The organism is Streptomyces sp. SS8 (assembly GCF_054072955.1).
Genome location: NZ_JBSVCZ010000001.1, coordinates 1 through 22,868, shown reverse-complemented (window position 1 = coordinate 22,868; position 22,868 = coordinate 1). Strand labels below are relative to the sequence as shown.

The 22,868-nt window shown below is 75.6% G+C and carries 17 protein-coding genes, 2 tRNA genes and 2 pseudogenes; 12 read left to right on the top strand and 9 right to left on the bottom strand.

The annotated features are described in order from the left end of the window. The first annotated feature begins 13 nt into the window (after positions 1 to 13). Positions 14 to 739, top strand: coding sequence for a GNAT family N-acetyltransferase (locus ACW69E_RS00105; RefSeq protein ID WP_457496105.1), 726 nt, complete (start codon positions 14 to 16; stop codon positions 737 to 739). Positions 740 to 754: 15 nt separating this feature from the next. On the opposite strand, the gene ACW69E_RS00100 is transcribed toward ACW69E_RS00105, so the two are convergent. Together ACW69E_RS00100 and ACW69E_RS00095 are read right to left on the bottom strand one after the other, a co-directional pair. After that, a complete protein-coding gene (locus tag ACW69E_RS00100; protein WP_457496104.1) occupies positions 755 to 1,615 on the bottom strand; it encodes an endonuclease/exonuclease/phosphatase family protein in 861 nt (286 codons plus the stop codon). 175 nt (positions 1,616 to 1,790) lie between these two features. After that, a complete protein-coding gene (locus ACW69E_RS00095) occupies positions 1,791 to 2,573 on the bottom strand; it encodes an alpha/beta fold hydrolase (protein WP_457496103.1) in 783 nt (260 codons plus the stop codon). Between the two features lie 195 nt (positions 2,574 to 2,768). Here ACW69E_RS00095 and ACW69E_RS00090 point away from each other — a divergent pair, with 195 nt between their 5' ends. From ACW69E_RS00090 to ACW69E_RS00065, 6 genes are all read left to right on the top strand, one after another. Next, entirely contained in the window at positions 2,769 to 5,666 is a 2,898-nt protein-coding gene (locus tag ACW69E_RS00090; RefSeq protein ID WP_457496102.1) for a LuxR C-terminal-related transcriptional regulator, read from the top strand. Positions 5,667 to 5,843: 177 nt separating this feature from the next. Then, on the top strand, positions 5,844 to 7,172 hold the full coding sequence (locus ACW69E_RS00085) for a PucR family transcriptional regulator (protein ID WP_457496101.1): 1,329 nt from the start codon (positions 5,844 to 5,846) through the stop codon (positions 7,170 to 7,172). 247 nt (positions 7,173 to 7,419) lie between these two features. Further along, on the top strand, positions 7,420 to 8,682 hold the full coding sequence (locus ACW69E_RS00080; RefSeq protein WP_457496100.1) for an NAD(P)/FAD-dependent oxidoreductase: 1,263 nt from the start codon (positions 7,420 to 7,422) through the stop codon (positions 8,680 to 8,682). Positions 8,683 to 8,761: 79 nt separating this feature from the next. Beyond that, the gene (locus ACW69E_RS00075; RefSeq protein WP_457496099.1) at positions 8,762 to 9,292 is read left to right on the top strand and encodes a GNAT family N-acetyltransferase; all 531 of its coding nucleotides are present in this window, start codon (positions 8,762 to 8,764) and stop codon (positions 9,290 to 9,292) included. 10 nt (positions 9,293 to 9,302) lie between these two features. Continuing rightward, complete coding sequence (gene dnaG / locus ACW69E_RS00070) at positions 9,303 to 11,222, top strand: DNA primase (protein WP_457496098.1); 1,920 nt, start codon at positions 9,303 to 9,305, stop codon at positions 11,220 to 11,222. A gap of 315 nt (positions 11,223 to 11,537) precedes the next feature. Further along, positions 11,538 to 12,704: an RNA polymerase sigma factor gene (locus ACW69E_RS00065; RefSeq protein WP_457496388.1), complete on the top strand. Its 1,167-nt coding sequence runs from the start codon at positions 11,538 to 11,540 to the stop codon at positions 12,702 to 12,704. Positions 12,705 to 12,775: 71 nt separating this feature from the next. Here ACW69E_RS00065 and ACW69E_RS00060 read toward each other — a convergent pair whose 3' ends face one another. The 5 genes and pseudogenes from ACW69E_RS00060 to ACW69E_RS00040 all read right to left on the bottom strand — a co-directional run bounded on the left by ACW69E_RS00060 (position 12,776) and on the right by ACW69E_RS00040 (position 16,654). After that, on the bottom strand, positions 12,776 to 14,245 hold the full coding sequence (locus ACW69E_RS00060; protein ID WP_457496097.1) for an FGGY family carbohydrate kinase: 1,470 nt from the start codon (positions 14,243 to 14,245) through the stop codon (positions 12,776 to 12,778). A gap of 43 nt (positions 14,246 to 14,288) precedes the next feature. Then, positions 14,289 to 15,538 (bottom strand): annotated as a pseudogene (locus ACW69E_RS00055) (cation:proton antiporter). A 2-nt stretch (positions 15,539 to 15,540) separates the two neighbouring features. After that, positions 15,541 to 16,007 (bottom strand): annotated as a pseudogene (locus tag ACW69E_RS00050) (cation:proton antiporter regulatory subunit). A 288-nt stretch (positions 16,008 to 16,295) separates the two neighbouring features. Then, positions 16,296 to 16,369: transfer RNA gene (locus ACW69E_RS00045), tRNA-Ile, on the bottom strand. Positions 16,370 to 16,581: 212 nt separating this feature from the next. Then, positions 16,582 to 16,654: transfer RNA gene (locus ACW69E_RS00040), tRNA-Asn, on the bottom strand. 202 nt (positions 16,655 to 16,856) lie between these two features. On the opposite strand from ACW69E_RS00040, the gene ACW69E_RS00035 reads away from it, so the two are divergent. Then, entirely contained in the window at positions 16,857 to 17,168 is a 312-nt protein-coding gene (locus tag ACW69E_RS00035; protein WP_093849012.1) for a YtxH domain-containing protein, read from the top strand. Between the two features lie 38 nt (positions 17,169 to 17,206). On the opposite strand, the gene ligD is transcribed toward ACW69E_RS00035, so the two are convergent. Next, complete coding sequence (ligD, locus tag ACW69E_RS00030; protein ID WP_457496096.1) at positions 17,207 to 18,100, bottom strand: non-homologous end-joining DNA ligase; 894 nt, start codon at positions 18,098 to 18,100, stop codon at positions 17,207 to 17,209. A gap of 208 nt (positions 18,101 to 18,308) precedes the next feature. On the opposite strand from ligD, the gene ACW69E_RS00025 reads away from it, so the two are divergent. The 3 genes from ACW69E_RS00025 to ACW69E_RS00015 all read left to right on the top strand — a co-directional run bounded on the left by ACW69E_RS00025 (position 18,309) and on the right by ACW69E_RS00015 (position 21,047). Continuing rightward, positions 18,309 to 19,088, top strand: coding sequence for an IclR family transcriptional regulator (locus ACW69E_RS00025; protein ID WP_457496095.1), 780 nt, complete (start codon positions 18,309 to 18,311; stop codon positions 19,086 to 19,088). Between the two features lie 70 nt (positions 19,089 to 19,158). Continuing rightward, positions 19,159 to 20,025: an SMP-30/gluconolactonase/LRE family protein gene (locus ACW69E_RS00020; RefSeq protein ID WP_457496094.1), complete on the top strand. Its 867-nt coding sequence runs from the start codon at positions 19,159 to 19,161 to the stop codon at positions 20,023 to 20,025. A 62-nt stretch (positions 20,026 to 20,087) separates the two neighbouring features. Then, positions 20,088 to 21,047: an SCO2400 family protein gene (locus tag ACW69E_RS00015; RefSeq protein ID WP_457496093.1), complete on the top strand. Its 960-nt coding sequence runs from the start codon at positions 20,088 to 20,090 to the stop codon at positions 21,045 to 21,047. Positions 21,048 to 21,101: 54 nt separating this feature from the next. On the opposite strand, the gene ACW69E_RS00010 is transcribed toward ACW69E_RS00015, so the two are convergent. Beyond that, entirely contained in the window at positions 21,102 to 21,581 is a 480-nt protein-coding gene (locus ACW69E_RS00010) for a MarR family winged helix-turn-helix transcriptional regulator (RefSeq protein ID WP_457496092.1), read from the bottom strand. Positions 21,582 to 21,665: 84 nt separating this feature from the next. Here ACW69E_RS00010 and ACW69E_RS00005 point away from each other — a divergent pair, with 84 nt between their 5' ends. Continuing rightward, the gene (locus ACW69E_RS00005) at positions 21,666 to 22,682 is read left to right on the top strand and encodes an NADP-dependent oxidoreductase (RefSeq protein ID WP_457496091.1); all 1,017 of its coding nucleotides are present in this window, start codon (positions 21,666 to 21,668) and stop codon (positions 22,680 to 22,682) included. The last annotated feature ends 186 nt before the right edge of the window (positions 22,683 to 22,868 follow it).

Genomic DNA, 22,868 nt, shown 5'->3' with positions numbered 1-22,868 from the left:
AGTGGAGGCAGTGATGCGGGTGGTCGACGTGGCGGACGGCGATCCGCTGCTGGAGACGCTCTACGGCGACCTCCTCGTCCCGTCCTTCCCCCCTGACGAACTGGAGACCCTCCAGTGGGTCCGCGACGGCCTGGCCGACGGCAGTGTCGTGGTCGGCGCCGTACTGGACGAAGCCGGCGTCCCCCAGGCGGTGGCCGTCGGCGAGTGGGACGCGGTGAGCCGGATCCTGCTGCTGTCCTACCTGACGGTGCGGCCCCGGGCCCGCTCCGGAGGGCTCGGCGGCCTGCTGATGGGGGTGGTCGAGGGAGCCTGGCAGGAGCGCTTCCGGCCGCTGCTGACACTCGCCGAGGTGGAGCACCCGCTGGCGCACGAGGCGGACGGCGAGCGCGGCGACCCGGCCGCCCGGCTGCGCTTCTACGCCCGGCGCGGCGCCCGGGCCCTGGACATCCCCTACTTCCAGCCCGCGCTGCGCCCCGGCGCGCAGCGGGTCCACGGAATGCTGCTGCTGGTGCTCGCCCGGTCCCTCGGCACCGACGGAGAGCGGCCGGACACGGTCGACCCCGGACCTGTCCGTGCCTTCCTGGAGGACTACCTGCTCCCGGACGAGGAGGGGGAGGCGGACGGGCCGCTGCTGCGGATGCGCGAGGCCCTGGCCCGCCCCGGTGGTGTCCGGCTGCTGCCGCTGGACGACTTCCGCGCGCTGCCGCTGTCCGTCCCGGACGGGGGCGCCCGCCCGTAGACGGGCGCGTCCCCTTCAGGGAGCCGGTTTCGGGGCCCGCGCCCGGGCCGGCTCACGGGCCGGCTCCAGGGCCAGGTCCGCCACGACGGCGGCGTGGTCGGAGGGCCAGACGCCGCCGACCGGGCCGTCGCCCGCCCGCCGCACGTCCGTGACGCGGCCGATCCCGCCCGGCCCGGGCGGCCCGACGCGGATGTAGTCGACGCGCGCGCTGGGCCGGAGGGTGGCCGCGACATAGGGGTTGGCCGCGTCCCGGGTCGCGGCCGGGGCGGCCGGATCGGCGTACTCCCAGGCGTCCGGCAGCACCTGGCCCTCGACGGCGGGGGCCGTACGGGAGCCGCCCAGCAGCCGGATCTCGTCGGAGTCGGGCGTCGCGTTGAAGTCCCCGGTGACCACGGGCGGGAAGCCGCCCCCGCCGCGGTGCGCCGCGACGAACTCCGTCAGGGCGGCGACCTGCCGGCAGCGCAGGGCCGAGGCGTGGGCGGCGGAGGTCAGGTGCGTGGTGAAGAACGGCACCGGGCGGCCGGGCGCGTCCAGCAGCGCGTACAGCGCCACCCGCTCGTCGCCGCCGCCGACAGGGGGCAGGGGGGCCACGGCCCGGTCCGCTATGGGCCAGCGGCTGAGCACGGCGTTGCCGACGCCGACCTCCGGGTCGTCCAGCCGCTCGCGCCACTGCGCGGGAGCCTCCCAGGGGGCCCAGGCCCAGTGCATGTCCAGTTCGCGGGCGAGCCGTCCGGCCAGGTTCTCCCCGCCGCGGGCCCACACCTCCTGCAGGCCGACCGCGTCGGGCCGCGTCTCGCGCAGCGTGGCGAGGATCGCCCCGTACCGCTCCCGCCACGGTCCGAACCGCCACCACACGTTCCACGTCATCACGCGCATCCGCCGTCCCGCTCCCTGCCTCGCCCCCGGTGGGCCATGGGTGTACCCCGTCCACCGCCCCGCTACCCGCCCGATGTGACGCGCGGCGGTACGCGGGGCGAACGGTTCGGGTACGGGCGCCGCGGCCTGCTCGCGGCGGCCGGTGTCGGCTCGCGCCGGCCCACGCCGGCCGGCGTCAGTCGGCGGACTCCAGGAAGTCCGCTATCGCCGGGGCGAAGGACGGGTCGCGCACGGCCGTCAGATGGTCGCCGCGCAGGGTCCGCAGCCGGGCACGGGGGAGTGCGTCGGCGAGCACCCCGGGGCGCGCGGCCAGCGGATCGTCCGCACCCGCGAGCACCAGGGTCGGCACGGTGACGTCCGCCAGCGCGGTCGGGCCCTGGTGCATCGACCTGCCCTGCGCGGCCAGGGCGCGGCGGTCGGCGCCCACCTCGTCCGCCCAGATCCGCAGGCCCGCCATCCGCAGCGGCACGTCGGCCGGGTCGTCCGCCAGCAGCGCCGCCACCACCAGTTCGGGGGGCAGTTCGCGGGTGTCCACCCCACCCAGCTCGACCACCCCGGCCCCCACCCCGCCGACGACCAGCCGGGTGACGCGTTCGTCCCGGGCGGCGGCCAGCAGCGCGGCGACCGCGCCCATCGAGTAGCCCACCAGATGTGCCCGCCTCTCGCCGAGGACGTCCAGCAGGTCCAGCAGATCGCGCGCCATGGCCTCCTCGCCGTAGTGGCGGGCGTCGTGCGGCTTGCCGGAGCGGCCGTGGCCGCGCGCGTCGATGCCGGCCACCCGCCGCCCCCGCCGGGTCAGCACCTCGACGACGCCGGGCCGGACCCAGTTGGTGTGGGTGTCGGCGATGAAGCCGTGGTGCAGCACCACGACCGGCAGTCCGCCGTCCGTGCTGGGCGCCGGGTCCCAGTGGTGGTAGCGGATGGTCACGCCGTCGAAGGAGGTGAACTCTCGTGTCATGGGCCGACCGTAGGACGGCCGGTCGCGGCCCGGCGGCTGCCGGGGGAGCCGTTGTGCGAGCGCACACGCCGCCCGGCCGGCCGCTGGGCGGTGGCCGCGACCTGGCCTTATTGTCATGGACACTATGCGGGCTCGGTGCTGTCGTGAAGGCAGACCCGGGCGACCTGGAAGTCCCTTCCGAGGAGGGATGCGCGGATGCACGGTGCGAACACCGCACGGAAGGCCGTTGCGGAACTGATCGGCGGCGCACGCGCGGGACGGGGCGGCGCGCTGCTGGTGCGGGCCGAACCGGGACTCGGCGCCGGCGCCCTGCTGGAGCACGCCGCGGACTCCTTCGAGAGGTCCGGACCGGGCGGCACCGTGCTGCGCGCGAGGGGCGCGGCGGCCGAGACCGCCGTCCCCTACAGCGGACTCCACGCCCTGCTGCGGCCGGTGGCCGACCGGGCGGCACCGGACGACCCGCGCACCGCCGCCCTCGCCCGCGCCCTGACACTGGGCGCCGCGCCCGCCGACGAGGGGCCGGTGCTGGCCGGACTGCCGGCGCTGCTGCACGACCTGGCGACCGAGGGGCCGCTGCTGCTGTGCGTCGACGACGCGCACCACCTCGACGCGCCCAGCCGCCGCGTCCTGGGCTTCGCGGCCCGGCGGCTGGGCCCGCCGCTGCCCGTCGCGATGCTGGTCGCGGCGGACTGCGACGGCGCCGAGGACCCGCTGCTGGCCGGGCTGCCGGTGACCGCGCTGGAGCCGCTGGACGCCGCGGCCGCCGGCGCGTTCCTGGACGAGCTGCTGCCCGCCGACGCCGACCCGGCCGTACGCGAGGCGCTGCTGCACAGCGGCGGCGGCAACCCCGGCCTCCTCGCCGACCTGGCCGCCTCCCTCACCCCCGCCCAGCTCACCGGCGCCGAACCGCTGCCCCATCCGCTCCCCGCCACCGGGCCGCGGCTGCGCTCGGCCGCCGCCGAACTGGCGGACCTGCCCGAACAGGCCCGCACCCTGCTGCTGCTGGCCGCCGCCGCGTACGAGCTGGGCGGCACGGCGGACTGCTCCACCCTGGCGCGCGCCGCGGCCCTGGCCGGACTCGGCCCGCACGGAGCGGACCCGGCCCGCGGCCGCGGCGCCCTGCGGCGCGAGGGCGACCGGCTGCGCTTCGCGAACTCGCTGCTGCGCCGCGCCGCCTACTGGGGCGAGCCGCCCGAGCGCCGGCGCACCGCCCACCGGCTGCTCGCCCGCGCGCTGGAGGGCGCCCGCGGGGAGGAGGGCGCCCGCGCCGGGGGCGGCCGGAGCGGCGAGGCCGTGAACGCGGGAGCGCCGCACCGGCTGCTCGCCCTGCGCCACCGTGCCGCGGCCGCCCTGCCGCCACAGGGCGCGGACCCGGAACTGGCCGACGCGCTGGCCGCCGCCGCCTCCGACACCACGGCCACCGACGAGCACACCCACGCCGAACTGGCCGACGCCCTGTGGCGGTCGGCCGAACTCACCGGAGCCGACGGCGGGTTCGGCGGATCCCAGGACACCGGTGTGCGCGCGGCCCGGCTGACCGCCGCGGCCGAACACGCCTGGTCGGCCGGACGCCCGTACCGGGCCCTGGCCCTGCTGGACCGGGCCCGCGCGCTGCCCGTGCACGACACCGTGCGCGGCCGGACCGAACTCGTGCGCGGGGTGCTGGAGTTGCGCAACGGCGTGGTCACCGACGCCCATGAACTGCTGTCGTACGCCGCCCGGCTGCTGGGCCCCTACGACCCGCACACCGCCCGCCGGGCGCTGCTGCACGCGACCGAGGCGGCCTGGGCGATCGGCGACATCGCCGGCTTCCGCGCCGACCTCGCCCGTATCGCCGGACTGGAGACGCCCGCCGGGGACCCGCTGCTCGACGACTACTGCGCGGGCCTGGACGCGGTGCTCCGCGGCGACATCGACCGCGGCGGCCCGCTGCTGCTGCGCGTCCTGGAGCACGCCGCCGGCGAGCGCCAGCCCTGGAGGCTGATACGGGCCGGGATCGTGGCCCTGGTCGTCGGCGACGTCGCGGCCGCCCACGACCTCAACACCCGCGCCCTGGCCGCCGCCCGGGCGTGCGGGCCGGCCGCCGTCGTGCCCCAGGCGCTGGAGCACCTGGCCTACAGCGAGCTGCGGGCCGGGCGGCACAGCCGGGCCCGCGCCCACGCCGAGGACGGGCTGCGCCGCGCCCGCCGCAGCGGCCAGCGCAACTGCGCCGCCCACCACCACGCGGTGCTGGCGATGGCCGCCGCCGTGGAGGGGGACGCGGCCGCCTGCGCCGGGCACGCCCGCGCGGCGGGCGAGGACGCCGGGCCGCACGGTCTGGGCGTGGCCGCCACCCTGGCCCAGTGGGCGCTGGCCCGCTGCGACATGGGGCACGGCAGGCCGCACGAGGCCGCGGCCCGGCTGGAGCCGCTGGTGGGCACCGGTTCGGGCGAACTGCCGGGAACCGGCGCCGGGCGCGGGCACTTCGCGCTCCAGGCGCTGGCCGCGCCGTGCCTGGTGGAGGCGGCAGCCCAGGCGGGCGACCGGCGCACCGCCCGCGCCGCGCTGGCGCACTTCGCCCAGTGGACCGCCGTCACCGCGGACCCGATGGCGCCCGTCCAGCTCGCCCGCTGCCGGGCCCTGCTCGCCGGGCCGCAGGAGGCGCCGGAGCTGTTCGCGGAGGCGCTGGAGGAGCACGCGCGGATCGACAGCGACTTCGAGTACGGCCGCACCCAGTTGCTGCACGGCAAGGCGCTGCGCCGCGGGCGCCGGCCGGGCGCGGCCCGCGGGGTGCTGCGCGACGCGCTCCTGGCCTTCGAGCGGTGCGGCGCCCGCAGCTGGGCCGACCAGGCCCGTGCCGAACTGCGGGCCACCGGCGAGACGGCGGGGCAGGGCGCGCCGCGGGTGCTGGGCGGACTGACCCCGCAGCAGCTGCGCATCGCGCGCTGCGTGGCCGAGGGGGCCACCAACCGGGAGGTCGCGCTGCGGCTGTCGGTCAGCCCCCGCACGGTCGACCACCACCTGCGCAACGTCTTCGCCGCGCTGGGCATCCGCTCCCGGGTGGAGCTCACCAGGGTCCTGGCGGCGGCCGGCGACGGCCGGCACGACGGCTGAGGGCGAGGCCGGCCCGCCCCGCGCCGGCCGCGTACGCCGGGCACACCGCGTACGCCGGGCACCTGGGAGACTGAGCGGTCGCTAAGCGATTGCCGCACGCCTCTGGATATCCCGGTCCGGGCCTGCTGACAATGCTGCATCGAGCCGCTCCCGACACCCGCCAGGTGGAGGACCGAGATGCATCCCGTCGTACGCGCCCCCGTGAACGCCGAGGCCGTGGCCGTGCTGCACCGGGCCGCCCGGCCGCTGATGGACGAGCTGCCCCGGCTCACCGACCGCGTGGTCGAGCTTCTGTGCAAGGAGGAGCCCGCCTACCGCGCCGCCTCCGTCGACCAGGACGAGCTGTGGCACGAGGTGTACCGCTCCCTGCGGCACAACGTGGGCTCCCTGCTGCGTCCCAAGGAACTGCGCGACGCCGCCCGCCGCTGCTCGTGGCGGATCGGCGCCGACCGTGCCGAGCAGGGGCTGCCGCTGGACGCCCTGATGCGGGCCTTCCGGCTCGGCGGCGCGGTGGTCTGGCAGTCCCTGGTGGACCGGGTCACCCGGCACGACCCCGACGGCGCGCGGCTGCTGGTCCACGTCGCGGCCGAGGTGTGGGACTTCGTCGACGAGCACTGCGCGGTGGTCGCCGAGGCGTACCGGCAGACCGAGCGCCGGCTGGCCTGGCGCCACGACAACCGCCAGCGGTTGATGGCCGACGCCCTGCTGGAGGGCACCATGCGCGTCGCCGACCTCGCGGAGACCTCCGAGGCGCTGGGGCTGCCCGAGCGGGGGCGGTACGCGGTGGTGGCCGTCGCGGGCCCCGGCCGGGAGGCCCACCGCGCCCTGATCCGCTCCCGTGTCCCAGCGGCCGTACGGATCCTGTGGCACCCCCGGTCCGACGCCGACCTGGGCATCGCCGTGCTCGGCGGCGATCCGGCCGGTCACGGCGGCCCGGGCGAACCGGGCGGCCCGGGCGACCCCGGTGGTCCGGACGGCCACGGCGCCGCCGACGGCCTGCTGGCGGAGCTGGCCGGAGCCCTTCCCGCGCTGCCGGGACTGCGCACCGGCATCAGCTTCGCGGTCGAGGGCCTGGCCCGGGTCGGCGAGGCCCGCCGGCTCGCCGGGACCGCACTGCGCTCGGCCGTCCCGGGCGGGGCGCCGGTCCTGCTCCACGAGCATCTGCCCGCCGCCCTGCTGGTCTCCTCGCCCGGCCTGGCCGCGGCACTGGCCGAGCGGGTGCTGGGTCCGGTGCTGAGACTGGAGGGCGCCGACCGGGATCTGCTGCTGGACACCCTCACCGCCTGGATGGAGTGCGACGGCTCGGCCCGGCGGGCCGGCAGCAGGCTGTTCTGCCACCGCAACACCGTCCTCAACCGGCTGCGCCGCTTCGAGCAGCTCACCGGCCGGTCCCTCGGCCGCCCCCACGAGGTGGCCGAGCTCTCCCTGGCCCTGACCGCCCGCCGGGTCCTCCAGGCCCCGGCGACGGAGCGGGCCGCTCCCGGCCGGGACCGCTCCGCGGTCTGAGCGCACGGACGCGCGGCGGCGGGTGCGCGTACCCGATGGTTCCAGACAAACGAGGACGGTGCGCGCGAAGAGGGATAGAGCGGCCCGGAGGATGGGGAGGATCTGTGGGAGACGTCCGCGGAGCCGACCGCGGGCCCTCCCCGGACATCCCCCGCGCGCCCGCCCCCGCCCCTTCCGGCGGCGCGGCCGGCGGGGCACACTCCCGGGGAATCCACCGCAGGGGGGCAGCGCAACGAGGAGGAAGCACGTGGTCGACGCACATCGCACGTTCGTCATCGTCGGCGGCGGCCTGGCCGGGGCGAAGGCGGCCGAGACCCTGCGGGCCGAGGGCTTCACCGGCCGCGTCATCCTGATCGGCGACGAACGCGACCACCCCTACGAGCGGCCTCCCCTCTCCAAGGGCTACCTCGGCGGCACCACCGGACGCGAGAGCGTCCTCGTCCACGAGCCCGCCTGGTACGCCGGGGCCGCCGTCGAACTCCACCTCGGCCAGCCCGCCGTCCGCCTCGACCGGGAGGCCAGGACGGTGGAGCTCGGCGACGGCGCCCGGATCCACTACGACAAACTGCTGCTGGCCACCGGCGCCGAGCCGCGCCGCCTGAACGTCCCCGGCACCGAGCTGGCCGGGGTGCACCACCTGCGCCGCCTGGCGCACGCCGACCGGCTGCGCGGCACCCTGGCCGGGCTCGGCCGCGACAACGGGCACCTGGTCGTCGCGGGCGCGGGCTGGATCGGCCTGGAGGTGGCCGCGACCGCCCGCTCCTGGGGCGCCGAGGTCACCGTCATCGAGCCGAACCCCACCCCGCTGCACCCCGTCCTCGGCCCCGAGCTGGGCGCCGTCCTGGCCGACCTGCACCGCGAGCACGGTGTGCGCCTGTACTTCGGCACCTCCCTCACCGAGATCGTCGGCCAGGACAGCCAGGTCCTGGCCGTCCGCACGGAGGACGGCGAGGAGCACCCGGCGCACGCCGTGCTCGCCGCCATCGGCGCCGCCCCCCGCACCTCCCTGGCCCGCGCCGCCGGGCTGGAACTGGCCGGGGAGCCCGTGGGCGGCGTCGCGGTGGACGCCTCGCTGCGCACCAGCGACCCCGACGTCCACGCGGCCGGCGACGTCGCCGCCCTCCACCATCCGCTGTTCGGTACCCGGCTGCGCGTCGAGCACTGGGCCAACGCCCTGAACGGCGGACCGGCCGCCGCCCGGGCGATGCTCGGGCAGGAGGTCTCCTACGACCGGGTGCCGTACTTCTTCTCCGACCAGTACGACATGAGCATGGAGTACTCCGGCTGGGCGCCGCCCGGCTCGTACGACCAGGTGGTCGTCCGGGGCGACCTCGGCAAGCGGGAGTTCACCGCGTTCTGGCTGAGCGAGGGACGGGTGCTGGCCGGGCTGGGCATGAACACCGAGGGCGTCACCGGGCCGGTCCAGCGGCTCGTCCGCTCCGGCCGGGAGACCGATCCGGAGAAGCTGGCCGACCCCTCGCTGCCGCTGGAGGTGCTGGCCGGGAACTGACCCGCCGGATCCCCTCCGTCCCCGTCCCCGTCCCCGCCCCGGCCGCGGACCGCCGGCCGCGGAGCCGTAGCGTGGCGGCATGACCGTCCCCGCCATCCGTACCGCGCTGGTGCCCGCATCGGAGATCCTCGGCCTGCGGTGGGAGGTGCTGCGCCCGGGGCTGCCGCGCGAGGCGGCGGTCTTCCCCGAGGACGGCGACCCCGCCGCGTTCCACATCGCCTCCTACGAGGGGGACGCGCCGGAGGTCCTCGGATGCGGCACGTTCTTCCCCGAGCCGTTCCCCGGACCCCTCCGCGGAGCCTCCCCGGGCCCGTCGGCGGACCTCGCCGCGACCGCCTACCGCTTCCGGGGCATGGCCAGCGCCCCCGCCGCCCGCGGCCGGGGCCACGGCGCCGCCGTACTGCGCGCGGGCACCGCCGAGGCCGCCGCCCGCGGCGCCGCGCTGCTGTGGTGCAACGGCCGCGCCCCGGCCCGCGGCTTCTACGAGCGCCAGGGCTTTCGGGCACACGGAGAGGAGTTCGTCATCGAGGGCGTCGGCCCGCACCTCGTCTTCGTCCGGGAGATCCGGCCCCGGACCCGCCGTGCCGGGGACGCCGCCGGGCGGCCGTAGACTTTCCGCCGTGGCGGGACGGATCAACGACGACGACGTGAAGGCGGTACGGGACGCGGTCCCGATCGACGCCGTCGTCTCCGAGTACCTCCAGCTCCGCCCGGCCGGCGGCGGCAACCTCAAGGGGCTGTGCCCCTTCCACGACGAGAAGTCCCCCTCCTTCCACGTCAGCCCGAGCAAGGGCCTGTACCACTGTTTCGGCTGCCAGGCCGGCGGGGACACCCTCGACTTCGTGATGAAGGTGGACCACCTGTCCTTCTCCGAGGCCGTCGAGCGGCTCGCCTCCCAGGCCGGGGTCACCCTGCGCTACGAGGAGGGCGGCTACGCCCCCGGCCGCCAGCAGGGCGAGCGCATCCGGCTGGTCCAGGCGCACAAGGCCGCCGCCGCCTTCTACACCGAGCGGCTCGACTCGCCCGAGGCCGAGACCGGCCGCCGCTTCCTGGCCGAGCGCGGCTTCGACCAGGAGGCCGCCGCGCACTTCGGCGTCGGCTACTCCCCGGCCGGCTGGGACCACCTGACCCGCTTCCTGCGCGGCAAGGGCTTCAGTGACAAGGAGCTGATCCTGGCCGGCCTCGCCCAGGAGAGCCGCAACGGCCGCCCCATCGACCGCTTCCGCGGCCGGCTGATGTGGCCCATCCGCGACATCACCGGCGAGGTCGTCGGCTTCGGCGCCCGCAAGCTGCGCGAGGACGACAACGGGCCGAAGTACCTCAACACCCCCGAGACGGCGATCTACCACAAGTCCCAGGTGCTCTACGGCATCGACCTGGCCAAGCGCGAGATCGCCAAGACCGGCCGGGCCGTGGTCGTCGAGGGCTACACGGACGTGATGGCCTGCCACCTGGCCGGGGTCACCGGCGCCATCGCCACCTGCGGCACCGCCTTCGGCGGCGAGCACATCAAGATCCTGCGCCGGCTGCTGATGGACAACTCCCGCTCGGAGGTCGTCTTCACCTTCGACGGCGACGCGGCCGGGCAGAAGGCCGCGCTGCGCGCCTTCGAGGACGACCAGAAGTTCGCCGCCCGCACCTCCATCGCCATCACCCCCGGCGGCATGGACCCGTGCGAACTGCGGCTGGCCGAGGGCGACGAGGCGGTGGCGGCCCTGGTCCAGGGGCGCTCGCCGCTGTTCGAGTTCGCCATCCGCTCGGTCACCGGGCAGCACAACCTGGACACCGCCGAAGGCCGGGCCGCCGCCCTGGAGGAGGCCGCGCCGATCGTCGCGCGGATCAAGGACGGCTCGATCCAGCACCAGTACGCCGTACGCCTGGCCGGGCTGCTGGGCATCCTCGACACCGAGTTCGTGGTGCGGCGGGTGGGGCAGCTGGCCCGCTGGGAGCGCGAGCGGCGGTCCGGCGGTCCGGGAGGCCAGGGGGGCCCGCAGCAGCGCCGCTCCGCCGCGCCCCCCGCACCGCAGGTGAGGCCCGGCCCCGCGCCCGGCGGCCCCCGGCTGGACCTGCGCAGCCCCCAGCGGCTGGCCGAGCGCGAACTGCTCAAGCTGGCACTGCAGTTCCCGGCGCTGGTCTCCCCGCTCTTCGACGCCTACGGGGCCGACGAGTTCACCGCCGAGCCCTACGCCGAGGTGCGCCGGGCCGTGGAGAAGGCCGGAGGAGTGGAGCGGGCCGACGGGGAGTACCTGGCGCGGGTGCGCGACGCCGCGCCGGACGACACCGTGCGGTCGATGATCACCGAGCTGAGCGTCGAGCCGCTGCGCACCCCGCGCGAGCCCGACGAGGCCTACGCCGGGGAGTTCCTGGTCAAGGTGCGGCTGGAGGCGGTCAACCGCCGGATCGCCGAACTGAGCAGCACCCTCGCGCGCATGGCGAACAGCGGGGACGAGGCCCAGACGGCCGTCGCCGAGCAGCTGTGGACGCTGGAGCGGTACGGCCGGTCGCTGCGCGACCGCGGCGCCGCCGCGCTCTGGTCGTGAGCCCCGCGCGGTCCGCGCGGACCTGATCGCGTACCGGCCGGACCCTGCCCGTCGGCGGTCGCCCCTCCGCCGCCGATGGACGTTCACCGGCCCGTTCACCGGCCCGTTCTGTCACCTTCCGTACGCGTTCGGTCACCCGGGAGTCCAGAAACCGTGCGCACGCCCCTCGTGACGGGAGTGTGTCGTACCCCACACTGAGGGAGGTGCCTGAGTCCCCGGAGCGCGTGCCCCCTCGGCGCCGCTCGTCCGCCGCGGTGCGGACAGCGGCGCGGCCGCGCCCGTCCTCGTCTCGCGTGTCGCCCCGAACCGGCAGCGATCAGCTTGGAGGCCGCCCTCGTGCAGACCCGGACCCCGGCCGGCGCGGCCCTCGCCGCACCCGCCGTTCCCGCCGCCCTCATCGCCCCCGACTCCCCGGGCACTCCCGGCCCGGCCGCCGTACCGCCCGGCGGCCCGCGGCCTCCCTCGCCCGGCCACCCGCGGGCCGTCCCCGGGCAGGAGACGGGGCCGGACGCCGAACGCCTCCGGGCGGAGCCCCCTCTCGCACCCCGGCTGGGCGGACCCGACGCGACCGGCCCCTCCGCCGACCTCTTCCGTCAGTACCTGCGCGAGATCGGCCGCGTCCCCCTGCTGACGGCCGCCGAGGAGGTCGAACTCGCCCGGCGCGTCGAGGCGGGCCTGTTCGCCGAGGAGAAGCTCACCCGCGCCTCCGGCCTCGACGAGAGCCTCGCCCTCGACCTCGACCGGCTGGTGGTCATGGGACGGGTGGCCAAGCGCCGCCTGATCGAGGCCAACCTCCGCCTGGTGGTCTCGGTGGCCAAACGGTACGCCGGCCGCGGGCTGACCATGCTCGACCTGGTCCAGGAGGGCAACCTGGGCCTCATCCGGGCCGTGGAGAAGTTCGACTACACCCGCGGCTACAAGTTCTCCACCTACGCCACCTGGTGGATACGCCAGGCCATGTCCCGGGCGCTGGCCGACCAGGCCCGCACCATCAGGGTCCCGGTGCACGTCGTGGAGCTGATCAACCGGGTCGTCCGCGTCCAGCGCCGCCTGCTCCAGGAGCGCGGCCACGAGCCGACGCCCGAGGAGGTCGCCGCCCAGCTCGGCCTGACCGGGGAACGGGTCGGCGAGGTACTGCGGCTGGCCCGGGAACCGGTGTCGCTGCACGCCCCGGTGGGTGAGGAGGACGACGTCAACCTCGGCGACCTCATCGAGGACGGCGACGCGCCCTCGCCTGTGGAGACCGCCGCCTTCCTGCTGCTGCGGCGGCACCTGGACGCGGTGCTGTCCACCCTCGGCGAGCGCGAGCGCAGGGTCGTCCAGCTGCGCTACGGGCTCGTCGACGGCCGGCCCCGCACGCTGGAGGAGATCGGCCGTCTCTTCGGCGTCACCCGCGAACGCATCCGCCAGATCGAGTCCAGGACGCTGGCCAGACTCCGCGACCACGCCTACGCGGACCAGTTGCGGGGCTATCTGGACTGAGCCCCGGCCCCGCCGACCCGGCGCCCGGCCGGTCCGGCACCCGGCGCCCGGCCGGGACCGCCGGCGCGGGCTCAGCCGAAGGCGCCCGGATGCGTCTGCTCCCGCACCGTCGCGTACTGCTGCCGCACCGCCTGACCCACCGCCAGCTCCTCGCCCGGCTCCAGGACCCGGCCGGCGGGGGCGGGCCACATCGGGGGCTGCTGCGGCGAGAGCGTGCCCTGGGACACCCCCAGGGCCCAGGCGGCCTGGCGGGCGGCGCCCAGAGCCGTGTAGTCGGCGGGCTCGGGGACCACCACCTGCGCTCCCAGCAGGGCCGGAGCGATCGCCTGTACGGCCGGCAGATCGGCCGCGGCCCCCAGCAGGAAGACCCGGCCGACCGACACGCCCCGGCCGCGCAGTACGTCGAGGGCGTCGGCGAGCCCGCACAGCATCCCCTCGAAGGCGGCGCGTGCCAGGTGCTCCGGCTTCATGCTCTCGCGCCGCAGCCCGGCCAGCGTGCCGGCGGTGTGCGGCAGGTCGGGGGTGCGCTCGCCCTCCAGATAGGGGAGCAGCACCAGCCCGTGGGAGCCCGGCGTGGAGGACAGCGCCAGCTCCGACAGCCCTTCCAGGGAGGTGCCGAGCAGTTCGGCGGCGCCGCGCAGTGCCCGTACGGCGTTGAGCGTGTGCACCACCGGCAGGTGCATGCCGGTGGCGTCGGCGAGAGAGGTGATAATGCCGGTCGGCTCGGCCAGCGCCTGGTGGTGCACGGAGAAGACCGAACCGGAGGCCCCCAGCGAGACCACCGCGTCGCCCGGGCCGACGCCCAGGCCGAAGGCGGCGGCCATCGTCTCGCCCGTGCCGGCCGAGATCAGCAGCCCCTCCGGGGTGTGCCCGGCGGGCTCCGCCGGACCCAGCACCTGAGGCAGCCTCACCGGGTGGCCGAGCGCCAGCTCGGCCAGATCCGCCCGCCAGGACTCGGCGGCGGCCGACCAGTAGCCGGTCCCCGAGGCGTCGCCGCGGTCGGTGGTGCGGCGCGCCGGACGGCCCAGCAGCTGCCACACCAGCCAGTCGTGCGGCTGGAGGACCTCTGCCACGCGCCGGGCGGTCTCCGGCTCGTGCCGGGCCAGCCAGCGCAGCTTCGCCACCGGCTGCGCCGCCTGCGGCACGGCGCCCACCGCCTGCGCCCACGCCTCGCGCCCGCCGAGCGCGTCGACGAGGTCGGCCGCGGCGGTCTGCGCGCGCCGGTCGTTGCCGACCAGCGCGGGCCGCACCGGGTCGCCGGCCTCGTCGAGCGCGACCAGCCCGTTCTGCTGCGCCGAGACACCGATGGCCTGGACACCCTCCAGCACCCCGCCCGCCGCGGCGTCGCCGAGCGAGAGCAGCCACGCCTGCGGGTCGGTCTCGGTGCGTCTGCCCGCGGCCGCTCCGGTCCCGTCCTCCCCGCCGCCTCCGGGCGCGGGATGCGGGGCGTATCCCTGTCTGACAACGGCACCGGTGTCGGTGTCGCAGACGACGATGCGGGTGTACTCGGACGAACTGTCCAGACCGGCGACTGTCCCCATGGGGGAGATGATGCCTCACCGGCCGCGGGTGTCTCCCTCCGCCCTACGGCTGGGTGGGGGAGTCCGCGCGGGCCGCGGTGTCGGAGGCGGCCCCGGACCCTTCCCGCATCCCGGTCGGCGGCCGCCCCGACGGGCCGGGGGAGACCGGCACCAGCCGGGGCATCAGGGCCCTGACGGCGGGCTCCGTCCAGCGGGCGGCCAGCGGGCCGATTATCACCATCAGCAGCACGTACGCGGTGGCCAGCGGACGGATCTCGGTGGCGACCCCGGCCGCCAGGCCGGCGATGACGATGGAGAACTCGCCGCGAGCCACCAGGGCCCCGCCCGCAGCCGGCCCCTGGGGCTGATGCCGGCGCGCTGCGCCGCGTACCAGCCGGTGGCGACCTTGGTCACCACCGTCACCACGGCCAGGATCAGCGCCGGGACGATCACCGGCGGGATGTTGCCCGGGTCGGTGGACAGACCGAAGAAGACGAAGAACACCGCCGCGAACAGATCCCGCAGCGGGGCGAACAGCCGGTGGGCGCTCTCGGCGACCTCACCGGACAGGGCGATGCCGACGAGGAACGCGCCGACGGCCGCCGAGACGTGCAGCTGCTGGGCGATACCGGCGATCAGAACGGTCAGGCCGAGCACCAGCAGCAGCTCGGGGTTGTCGGAGGAGACGGCCTTGCTGATCAGCCGGCCGTGGCGCAGCGCGACGTAGAGGACCAGGCCGACCGTGCCCAGGGCGACGATCAGGCTGATGCTGCCGCCCATCAGACCGACACCGGCCAGCAGGGTGGTCAGGATCGGCAGGTACACCGCCATCGCCAGGTCCTCCATGACCAGGACGCCGAGGACGACGGGTGTCTCGCGGTTGCCGAGCCGGCCCAGGTCGGTGAGGACCTTGGCGATGACGCCGGAGGAGGAGATCCAGGTGACACCGGCCAGTGCCACGGCGGCCACCGGCCCCCAGCCCAGGACGAGTGCGGCGACGGCCCCGGGCGTGGCGTTGAGGACGAAGTCCACCACGCCCGAGGGGTACTGCGTCTTGAGGTTGTCCACCAGCTCGGAGGCGCTGTACTCCAGGCCCAGCAGGAGCAGCAGCAGGATCACGCCGATCTCGGCGCCGATGGCGACGAACTCCTCGCCGGCGCTGAGCTCGAAGATGCCGCCGTGGCCGAAGGCGAGGCCGGCCAGCAGATAGAGGGGGATGGCGGACAGGCCGATCCGCCCGGCGAACCGCCCGATGATCCCCAGACCGAGGATGATGGCGCCCAGCTCGATGAGCAGCATGGTGGTGTCGTGCATACTCAGCCCCCCGTGATGATCTGGGCGAGTTCCTCGACGCCCTCGCGGGTGCCCACGACCACGAGGACGTCGCCCGCCTCCAGCCTGAAGTCCGGCCCCGGGGCCGGGTGCGGCGCGGTGCGCCGCAGGACCGCGACGATGGACGCCCCGGTGCGGGTACGGGCGCGGGTGTCGCCCAGCGGCCGCCCCCGGTACGGGGACTTGGCGGTCACCGGGATCCGCTCGGTGGCCAGGTCCAGCTCCCCGACGGCCAGGTCCGGCGCCTCGGGCTCGGGGGCGATCAGCGCGGCCAGGGAGGCGGCCTCGTCGGATTCGAGCTGGAAGGACGCCTGGCAGGTGTCGGGGTCCTCGGGGTCGTAGAAGCCCAGGAAGCGGCGGCCGTCCTGGTGGGCGACGACCGACAGGTGCCGCCCGGAGCGGGTGGTGACGTCGTACTGGTGCCGACGCCCGGAAGCGGTGTGCGTTTCATCGGCAAGGCTCTCCCCCCGCGGGACGGATCGGGCGGGCCCTGGACGTGCGGCGCCGCCGGAAGAGCCCGTTCGCGTGGAATTTCACGTGGAATGGAGCCAGGTTTCGCACAGGGGGGGTTCTACGGCAGTCGGACGCCGACGCGTATCCGCTGCTCAGGAAAGCGATCGCGGGCCGGTTCGGAACGGGCGGCGGAGAGAAGTGGTGGGCGCGGAGCGCCTTCGCCCGGGGAGCCGGAGCCGGCCCCCGGGCCCGAAGGGGCGTCTCCGCGTCCCGGAAGGAGCGTGAGTGGGGCGGGTGGGACTCGAACCCACGACCGACGGATTATGAGTCCGCTGCTCTAACCGGCTGAGCTACCGCCCCGGGACGGCGCGCCACGCACATCTGTGCGCGCCGTCTGCCGCAGCATAGCCGCTCATACGATCTCCCGCCCGTGCCGGGGTGAGGCAGGGACGGTGGGGCCCGTCACCACGGGCCAAAGGCCGGTCGCCGGAACGGAGCATGCCTCCCGGCGGCAGCCCGGCAGGGTACCGGGCACACGAAGAAGGGCCCCGCGCGGGGCCCTTCTCGTTCTGCTCCCCCGACTGGACTCGAACCAGTAACCTGCCGGTTAACAGCCGGCTGCTCTGCCAATTGAGCTACAGGGGACTGCTGCTCGGAGGCGCCCGTTCCGGTTTCCCGGGGGCGTTCCCCGCTGGCGAGGAATACAGTAGCGCATGCCGGGGGGTGCTCTGAAATCGGTATTCGCGGCGCGCCTCGGGGTACCCGGTGGAACGTCCGCCGCAGACCGACAGGGCGCACACCCGCGCGGCCGGGGTGCGCCGGGAGAGACCTGAGAAAGGGTGGAGCCATGCGCTACCGGCTCACGTTCGTCGTAGGAGTGGCCGTCGGGTACGTGTTCGGCACGCGGGCCGGGCGGGAGAAGTACGAGCAGCTGCGCGAGAGGGCCCGGAAGTTCGCCGAGAACCCCGCGGTGCGCAACGCCTACGAGTCCGCCGCGCACAACGGGCGGGAGATGGCCGGCAAGGCGCTGAACACGGTCTCCGACCGGATGGGCGACCGTGTGCCGGGACCGGTTTCCGACCGGGTCCGCATGCTGCGCGGCCGCCGTGTCGAGCAGCGCACGCCGTTCGACGACGGCTGGGGGACCGGCAACGCCTGAGGGGGCCGGTCCCCCGGGGCGCGTCCGGCGGCTCCGCGTCAGGAGCCGTCCGGCAGCCGCCCCGCGCGGGAGGGGTCCAGGAGGGGAGCGAGCGGATCGCCGTGCCTCTCCAGCCGGGAGGCCAGATCGCCGGCCGTGAAGACGAGGTCGCCGGGCTGTTCGCAGCCGGCGACCTCGTCCCATGTCACCGGGGTGGAGACGGTCGGCCTCGGCCGTACGCGCAGGGTGTACGGGGCGGCGGTCGTCCGCGTCCACAGGTTCTGGCCGTGGTCGATGAAGACCTTTCCCTTACGCAGCTGCCGGGGCACCTGGTCCACGACGAGGTCCGGCAGCGCCTCGGCCGCCTCGCGGGCCAGCCGCCCGGCGTAGCGGGCCACGGCCTCGGAGTCCGCGGGCCGCAGCGGGGCGAGCACGTGCAGCCCCTTGGAGCCGGAGGTCTTGGCGTACGAGGGCAGGCCGTCGCGCTCCAGCAGGTCGCGCAGCCGGCGTGCGACCGCGCAGCACTGGACGATCGTCGCCGGGGCGCCCGGGTCGAGGTCGAACACCAGCCGGTCGGCCATCCCCTCGGCGGGGAGCCGCCACTGGGGCGTGTGCAGTTCCAGCGCGGAGAGGTTGGCCGCCCACAGCAGGGTCGGCAGGTCCTGGACGACGACCTGGCGGTCGGTCTCCCCGCCGGCGCGGTGGACCTCGCGCACCGTCACCCACTGCGGTGTGCCGGGCGGTACGTGCTTGGCCATGAACGACTCGGCCTCCACGCCGCGGGGGGCGCGGACGAAGGACACCGGGCGGTCGCGCAGATGGGGCAGGAGCACCCCGGCGACGGAGGTGTAGTAGTCCACGACATCGCCCTTGGTGAAGCCCGAGGCGGGGTAGAGGACCCTGTCCAGACTGGTCAGCTCGATCGTGCGGCCTTCCACGACGGTGCTCGTCATGGGGGGCGGGTTCCACGGGCGGCGCCGTCCATGCGGGGTGCCGCACATCGTGGCGGGGCGGGCCGGGACCCGGCGGCGGAGAGGGTCGTTGCGGGGTGCTTCGGGCTGCGGCTAGCCTGTGTTCGTGATTCCGGTCGTTCTTCGGAATCTCGAACGACTGCGGGTGCCGGCGAGCCCGGAGCCCCCAGGGGAGAAGGGGAGGGCTGCCATGGGGCGCCTCGTGCCGGCCGTGACCAGGGCGCTCGACATCCTGGAACTCTTCCTCGACGGGGACGGGACCCTGTCGGCGCCGGAGATCACCCGGAGACTGGGCCTGCCCCGCACCACCGTCCACGAGCTGGTGACCACCCTGGCCGCGCGCTCGTATCTGGTGCCCGTGCCCGGGCAGCCCGGACGTTACCGGCTCGGGGTGCGCACCTACCAGCTCGGGAGCCGCTACGCCGAGCAGCTCGACCTGGCCGCCGAAGGGCAGCAGGTGGCCCGGAGCGTCGCCGAGACCTGCGACGAGACCGTGCACGTGGCCATCCTGGAGGGCGCGGACGTCATCTACATCGCCAAGGTGGACAGCACCCACGCGGTCCGCATGGTCTCCGCCGCCGGGCGGCGCCTGCCCGCGCACTGCACCTCGGTGGGGAAGATGCTGCTGGCCTCGCTGCCCCCGGACGAGCTGGACGCGCGCCTGCCCGGTCCCGGCGGCGAGCCGCTGCGGGCCATGACGGAGAACTCCATCACCTCGCAGGAGGAACTGCGAGAGGCGCTGGCCGGGATCCGCGAACGCGGCGTCGCCGTCGAGCGGCGCGAGTCCAATCCCGACGTGAGCTGTGTGGCCGCGCCCGTCCGGGACGGCACGGGGAAGGTGGTCGCGGCGCTCAGCATCTCGGTGCCCATGATCCGCTGGAGCGAGGAGCGGCGCGCCGAACTGGAGAACCTGGCGGTCGAGGGCGCGGCCGAGCTGTCGGCCCGGCTGGGGCACCGCGGCGCGGCGTAGCCGGGCGGGAACGGGCGGGCGGACGCGGGCGGCCCGCGAGGAGAGTCGACGAGAAGAGGGGCGGGACGGCATGGCCGGAACGGGGAAGACGGAGCGGCCCGAGGTCGTGGTGCGGCAGGGGGCGCTGCTGGGCGAGGGACCCACATGGGACGCGGAGCGCGAGTGCCTGGTGTGGGTGGACATCCTCGCGAGCCGGGTGCACACCTATGCCCCGGCCGACGGCCGCCGCACGGTGCTGGCGACCGAGCAGCACGTGGGCGCGGCCAAGCCGCGGGCCGGCGGCGGCCTGGTGGTCAACCTCCGCGACGGGGTGGGCCTGTACGACGGGGACGGCTCGTTCTCCTGGCTGCGCCGCGAGCCCGTGGCGGGCCGCCGGGGCAACGACGCCGCCGTCGCCCCCGACGGCGCGCTGTGGGCGGGCACGATGGCGTACGACGAGCGCCCGGGCGGGGGGACGCTCAGCCGCGTCGCCCCGGACGGCTCGGCCGTCACGGTCCTGGCGGACGTGAGCATCAGCAACGGCACGGGCTGGAGCCCGGACGGGCGGCTGATGTACTACATCGACACCCCCACCCGCCGGATCGACGTCTTCGACACCGACGGCCCCGAGGTGCTGGGCCGCCGGACGCTGGCGCTGATCGAGGAGGGCGCGGGCTTCCCCGACGGGCTGACGGTGGACGCGGAAGGCTGCGTCTGGGTCGCCCTGTGGGGAGGGGGCGCGGTCCGGCGCTACACCCCCGACGGCAGGCTGGACCGGACGGTCGCCGTCCCGGCCTCCAACACCACCTCGTGCGCCTTCGGCGGGCCGGGCCTGCGGGACCTCTACATCACCACGGCCAGGACGGGCACCGACCCCGGCGCGGAGCCGCTGGCCGGTTCGCTGATGGTGCTGCCGGACGCGGGGGAGGGGCTGGCGCAGCCGCCTTTCGCGGGTTGACACCGGATCTTCACGCGGAGCGCCTTCTCCTCTTCCCGCGAGCCTCGTACCCTGCGGACTCCATGACCTACTGCGTCACATGCCGTCGGCATCTCAACGGCGCCCTCTCCTGCCCGGGTTGCGGCATGCCCAGCCACGGCCTGGCGCCGGTGGACCCCTCGGCCGCGGCCTTCGCCGATCCGTACGGCCGGGAGTCCGGTCCGTACGGCCCGCACGGCGGCGGTAGCGAGTACGGCGGTGACGCGTACGGCGGATACGCCGCCGACCACGACGGCGGATACGGGCAGGGCGGCGGGGCAGGGCACCGGATCGGCCACGAGGACGCCCGCGACGCCTACGGCGATGCGTACGGCACGGAGGCGTACGGCGAACACGGCGGCCGCGCTGAGCGCGGCGGGCACGGCGACCGTGATGAGCACGCGGAACAGGGCGACGGCGGGGCCGGCGAGGGCCGCGCGGCCGCCCGGCGCGGCCGCCGGGCGCGCTCGCAGGCGGGGCGGCGGCGCCGTACCACCGTCGTGGGCCTGATACTCGGCGCCGGGATCGCCACCCTCGGCGTCACGGAGTTCACCACCGAGGGCGTGCTGAAGGAGCTGCCCATACCGGGCGTCTCCCCGGACGGCGGCGGGAACGAGCTCGGAGACGGTGCCAACGGCGAGGAGGAGACCGGATCCGCCGGCTCCGACGGTTCGGCCGAGCCGTCGCCCGGAGCGGAACGGCCGGGTGCCGGCCCGTCGGGCTCGCGGTCCGCCGCGCCCTCCGCGTCGGGCTCCTCCTCGGCCGAGCCGTCGGAGTCGGCGGACTCCTCGGCGGATCCCTCCGCCTCCGCCGGGCCCTCGACCACCGCGGTCGAGAGCGGCGGCATCACCACGGGACCCGAGCCCACCACCGAACCCACCCAGGCCCCCGAGCCGCCGCCCCAGGAGACGCGGCCCGCCGATCCGCCGCCGCCCCCGGCCGAGCCGGAACCCGAGCCGGAGCCGACGCCCACCTGCGAGCGCTTCCTGTGGTGGTGCACCTAGAGCGGGACCCATCCTCCGCCGCCGCCCCCGGCCCCGTTCCCGGCCCTGCCCCGCTCAGTTCGCGGGAGTGCCCGAGGAGGTGCCCGGGGAACCGTCGCCGGGTCCGTCGCCCAGCATGCGTCTGAGGAGGTCGCGCAGGAGTGCGCGTTCGGCCGGCGTCAGGTCGGCCAGGGGCTCGCTGGCGAAGTCCATCGAGGCGCGCAGCCGTTCGGCCGTCTCGTGGCCCGACTCGGTGGCGGCGGCGAGCTTGACACGGCGGTCGGCCGGATCGGGGCGCCGCTCGACCAGGCCGCGCGACTCCAGGCGGTCGACGATGCCCGTGACGTTGGACGGCTCGCACTTCAGCCGCCGGGCTATCTCCCGCATGGGCAGGCACTGGTGGTGGAGCAGGGCGAGCAGCCGCGCCTGCGCGCCGGTCAGGGAGTGCCTGGCGGCGGCCTCGTCGTACTCCTGGTGGAAGCGGACGACGACGGAGCCGATCAGTTCGACGACCTCGAGGGTGAGGGGGTCGACGGGGGCGGGACGGGAGGCCATGGCCCCAGGATACCGACTTGCTTGACAACATGAAACATCGAGGGGATGGTTGTTTCAGTGCCTGAAGCATATGGAGGCGTTCTCATGACGTTGCCCGCCACCGGACGTGAGTGGCATCTGACCGCCCGCCCGCGGGGATGGCCGGAGCCGGATGGATTCGCGCTGCGTGAGGCCCCCGTGCGGGCCCCGCGGGCCGGCCAGATCCTGGTGCGCAACCTCCACCTCTCGGTCGACCCCTACATGCGCGGCAGGATGGACGACGTCAAGTCCTACGTCCCGCCGTTCGAGTTGGACCGGCCGATGGACGGCGGCGCGGTCGGCGTCGTCGTCGCCTCCGAGGCCGAGGGGTTCGCCCCGGGCGAGCATGTGCTGCACGGCCTGGGCTGGCGCGAGTACGCCACGCTGGACGCGAAGCACGCGGCGAAGGTCTCCGCCGAGTCGGCCCCGCTGACGACCTATCTCGGGGTCCTCGGCATGCCCGGACTGACCGCCTACGCCGGGCTGCTGGAGGTGGCCTCCTTCAGGGAGGGCGACGCCGTCTTCGTCTCGGGCGCGGCGGGCGCGGTCGGCAGCCAGGTCGGCCAGATCGCCCGGCTCAAGGGGGCCTCCCGCGTCATCGGCAGCGCCGGCTCGGATGAGAAGGCCGCACTCCTCACCGGGGAGTACGGCTTCGACGCCGCCTTCAACTACAGGAACGGCCCGGTGGCGCGGCAGTTGAAGGAGGCCGCGCCCGACGGCGTCGACGTCTACTTCGACAACGTCGGCGGTGAGCATCTGGAGGCGGCGATCGGCTCACTCAGGACGCACGGCCGTGTCGCGGTCTGCGGGATGATCGCCCAGTACAACGCCACCGAGCCGCCCGCCGCCCCGCGCAACCTCGCGATGGTCATCGGCAAGCGGCTGAGGATCCAGGGCATGCTCGTGGGCGACCACTCGGATCTGCGGCCGCGGTTCGTCGAGGAGGTCTCGGCCTGGATCCGCTCCGGGGAGCTGAAGTACCACGAGACGGTCGTCCACGGCATCGAGAACGCGGTGGACGCCTTCCTCGGCATGCTCCGCGGCCGGAACGTCGGGAAGATGGTCGTCAGCCTGGACGGCTGACGGGCCGTCGAAGGAGCCGGGGCGCCCTGAGGCCGCGCGTCTCGGTCATCGGGGCTCTCCTTCGTGGATACCCCGTCCTTTAGAGCGGGGAGGAAACGAAGCTCCTGCGGAGCAGGGCAGGGAACGCCGGTTCGCCGCCAGGGCGGACCGGCGTCCACCCGCAACCGCCCACACCCTGTCACAAAC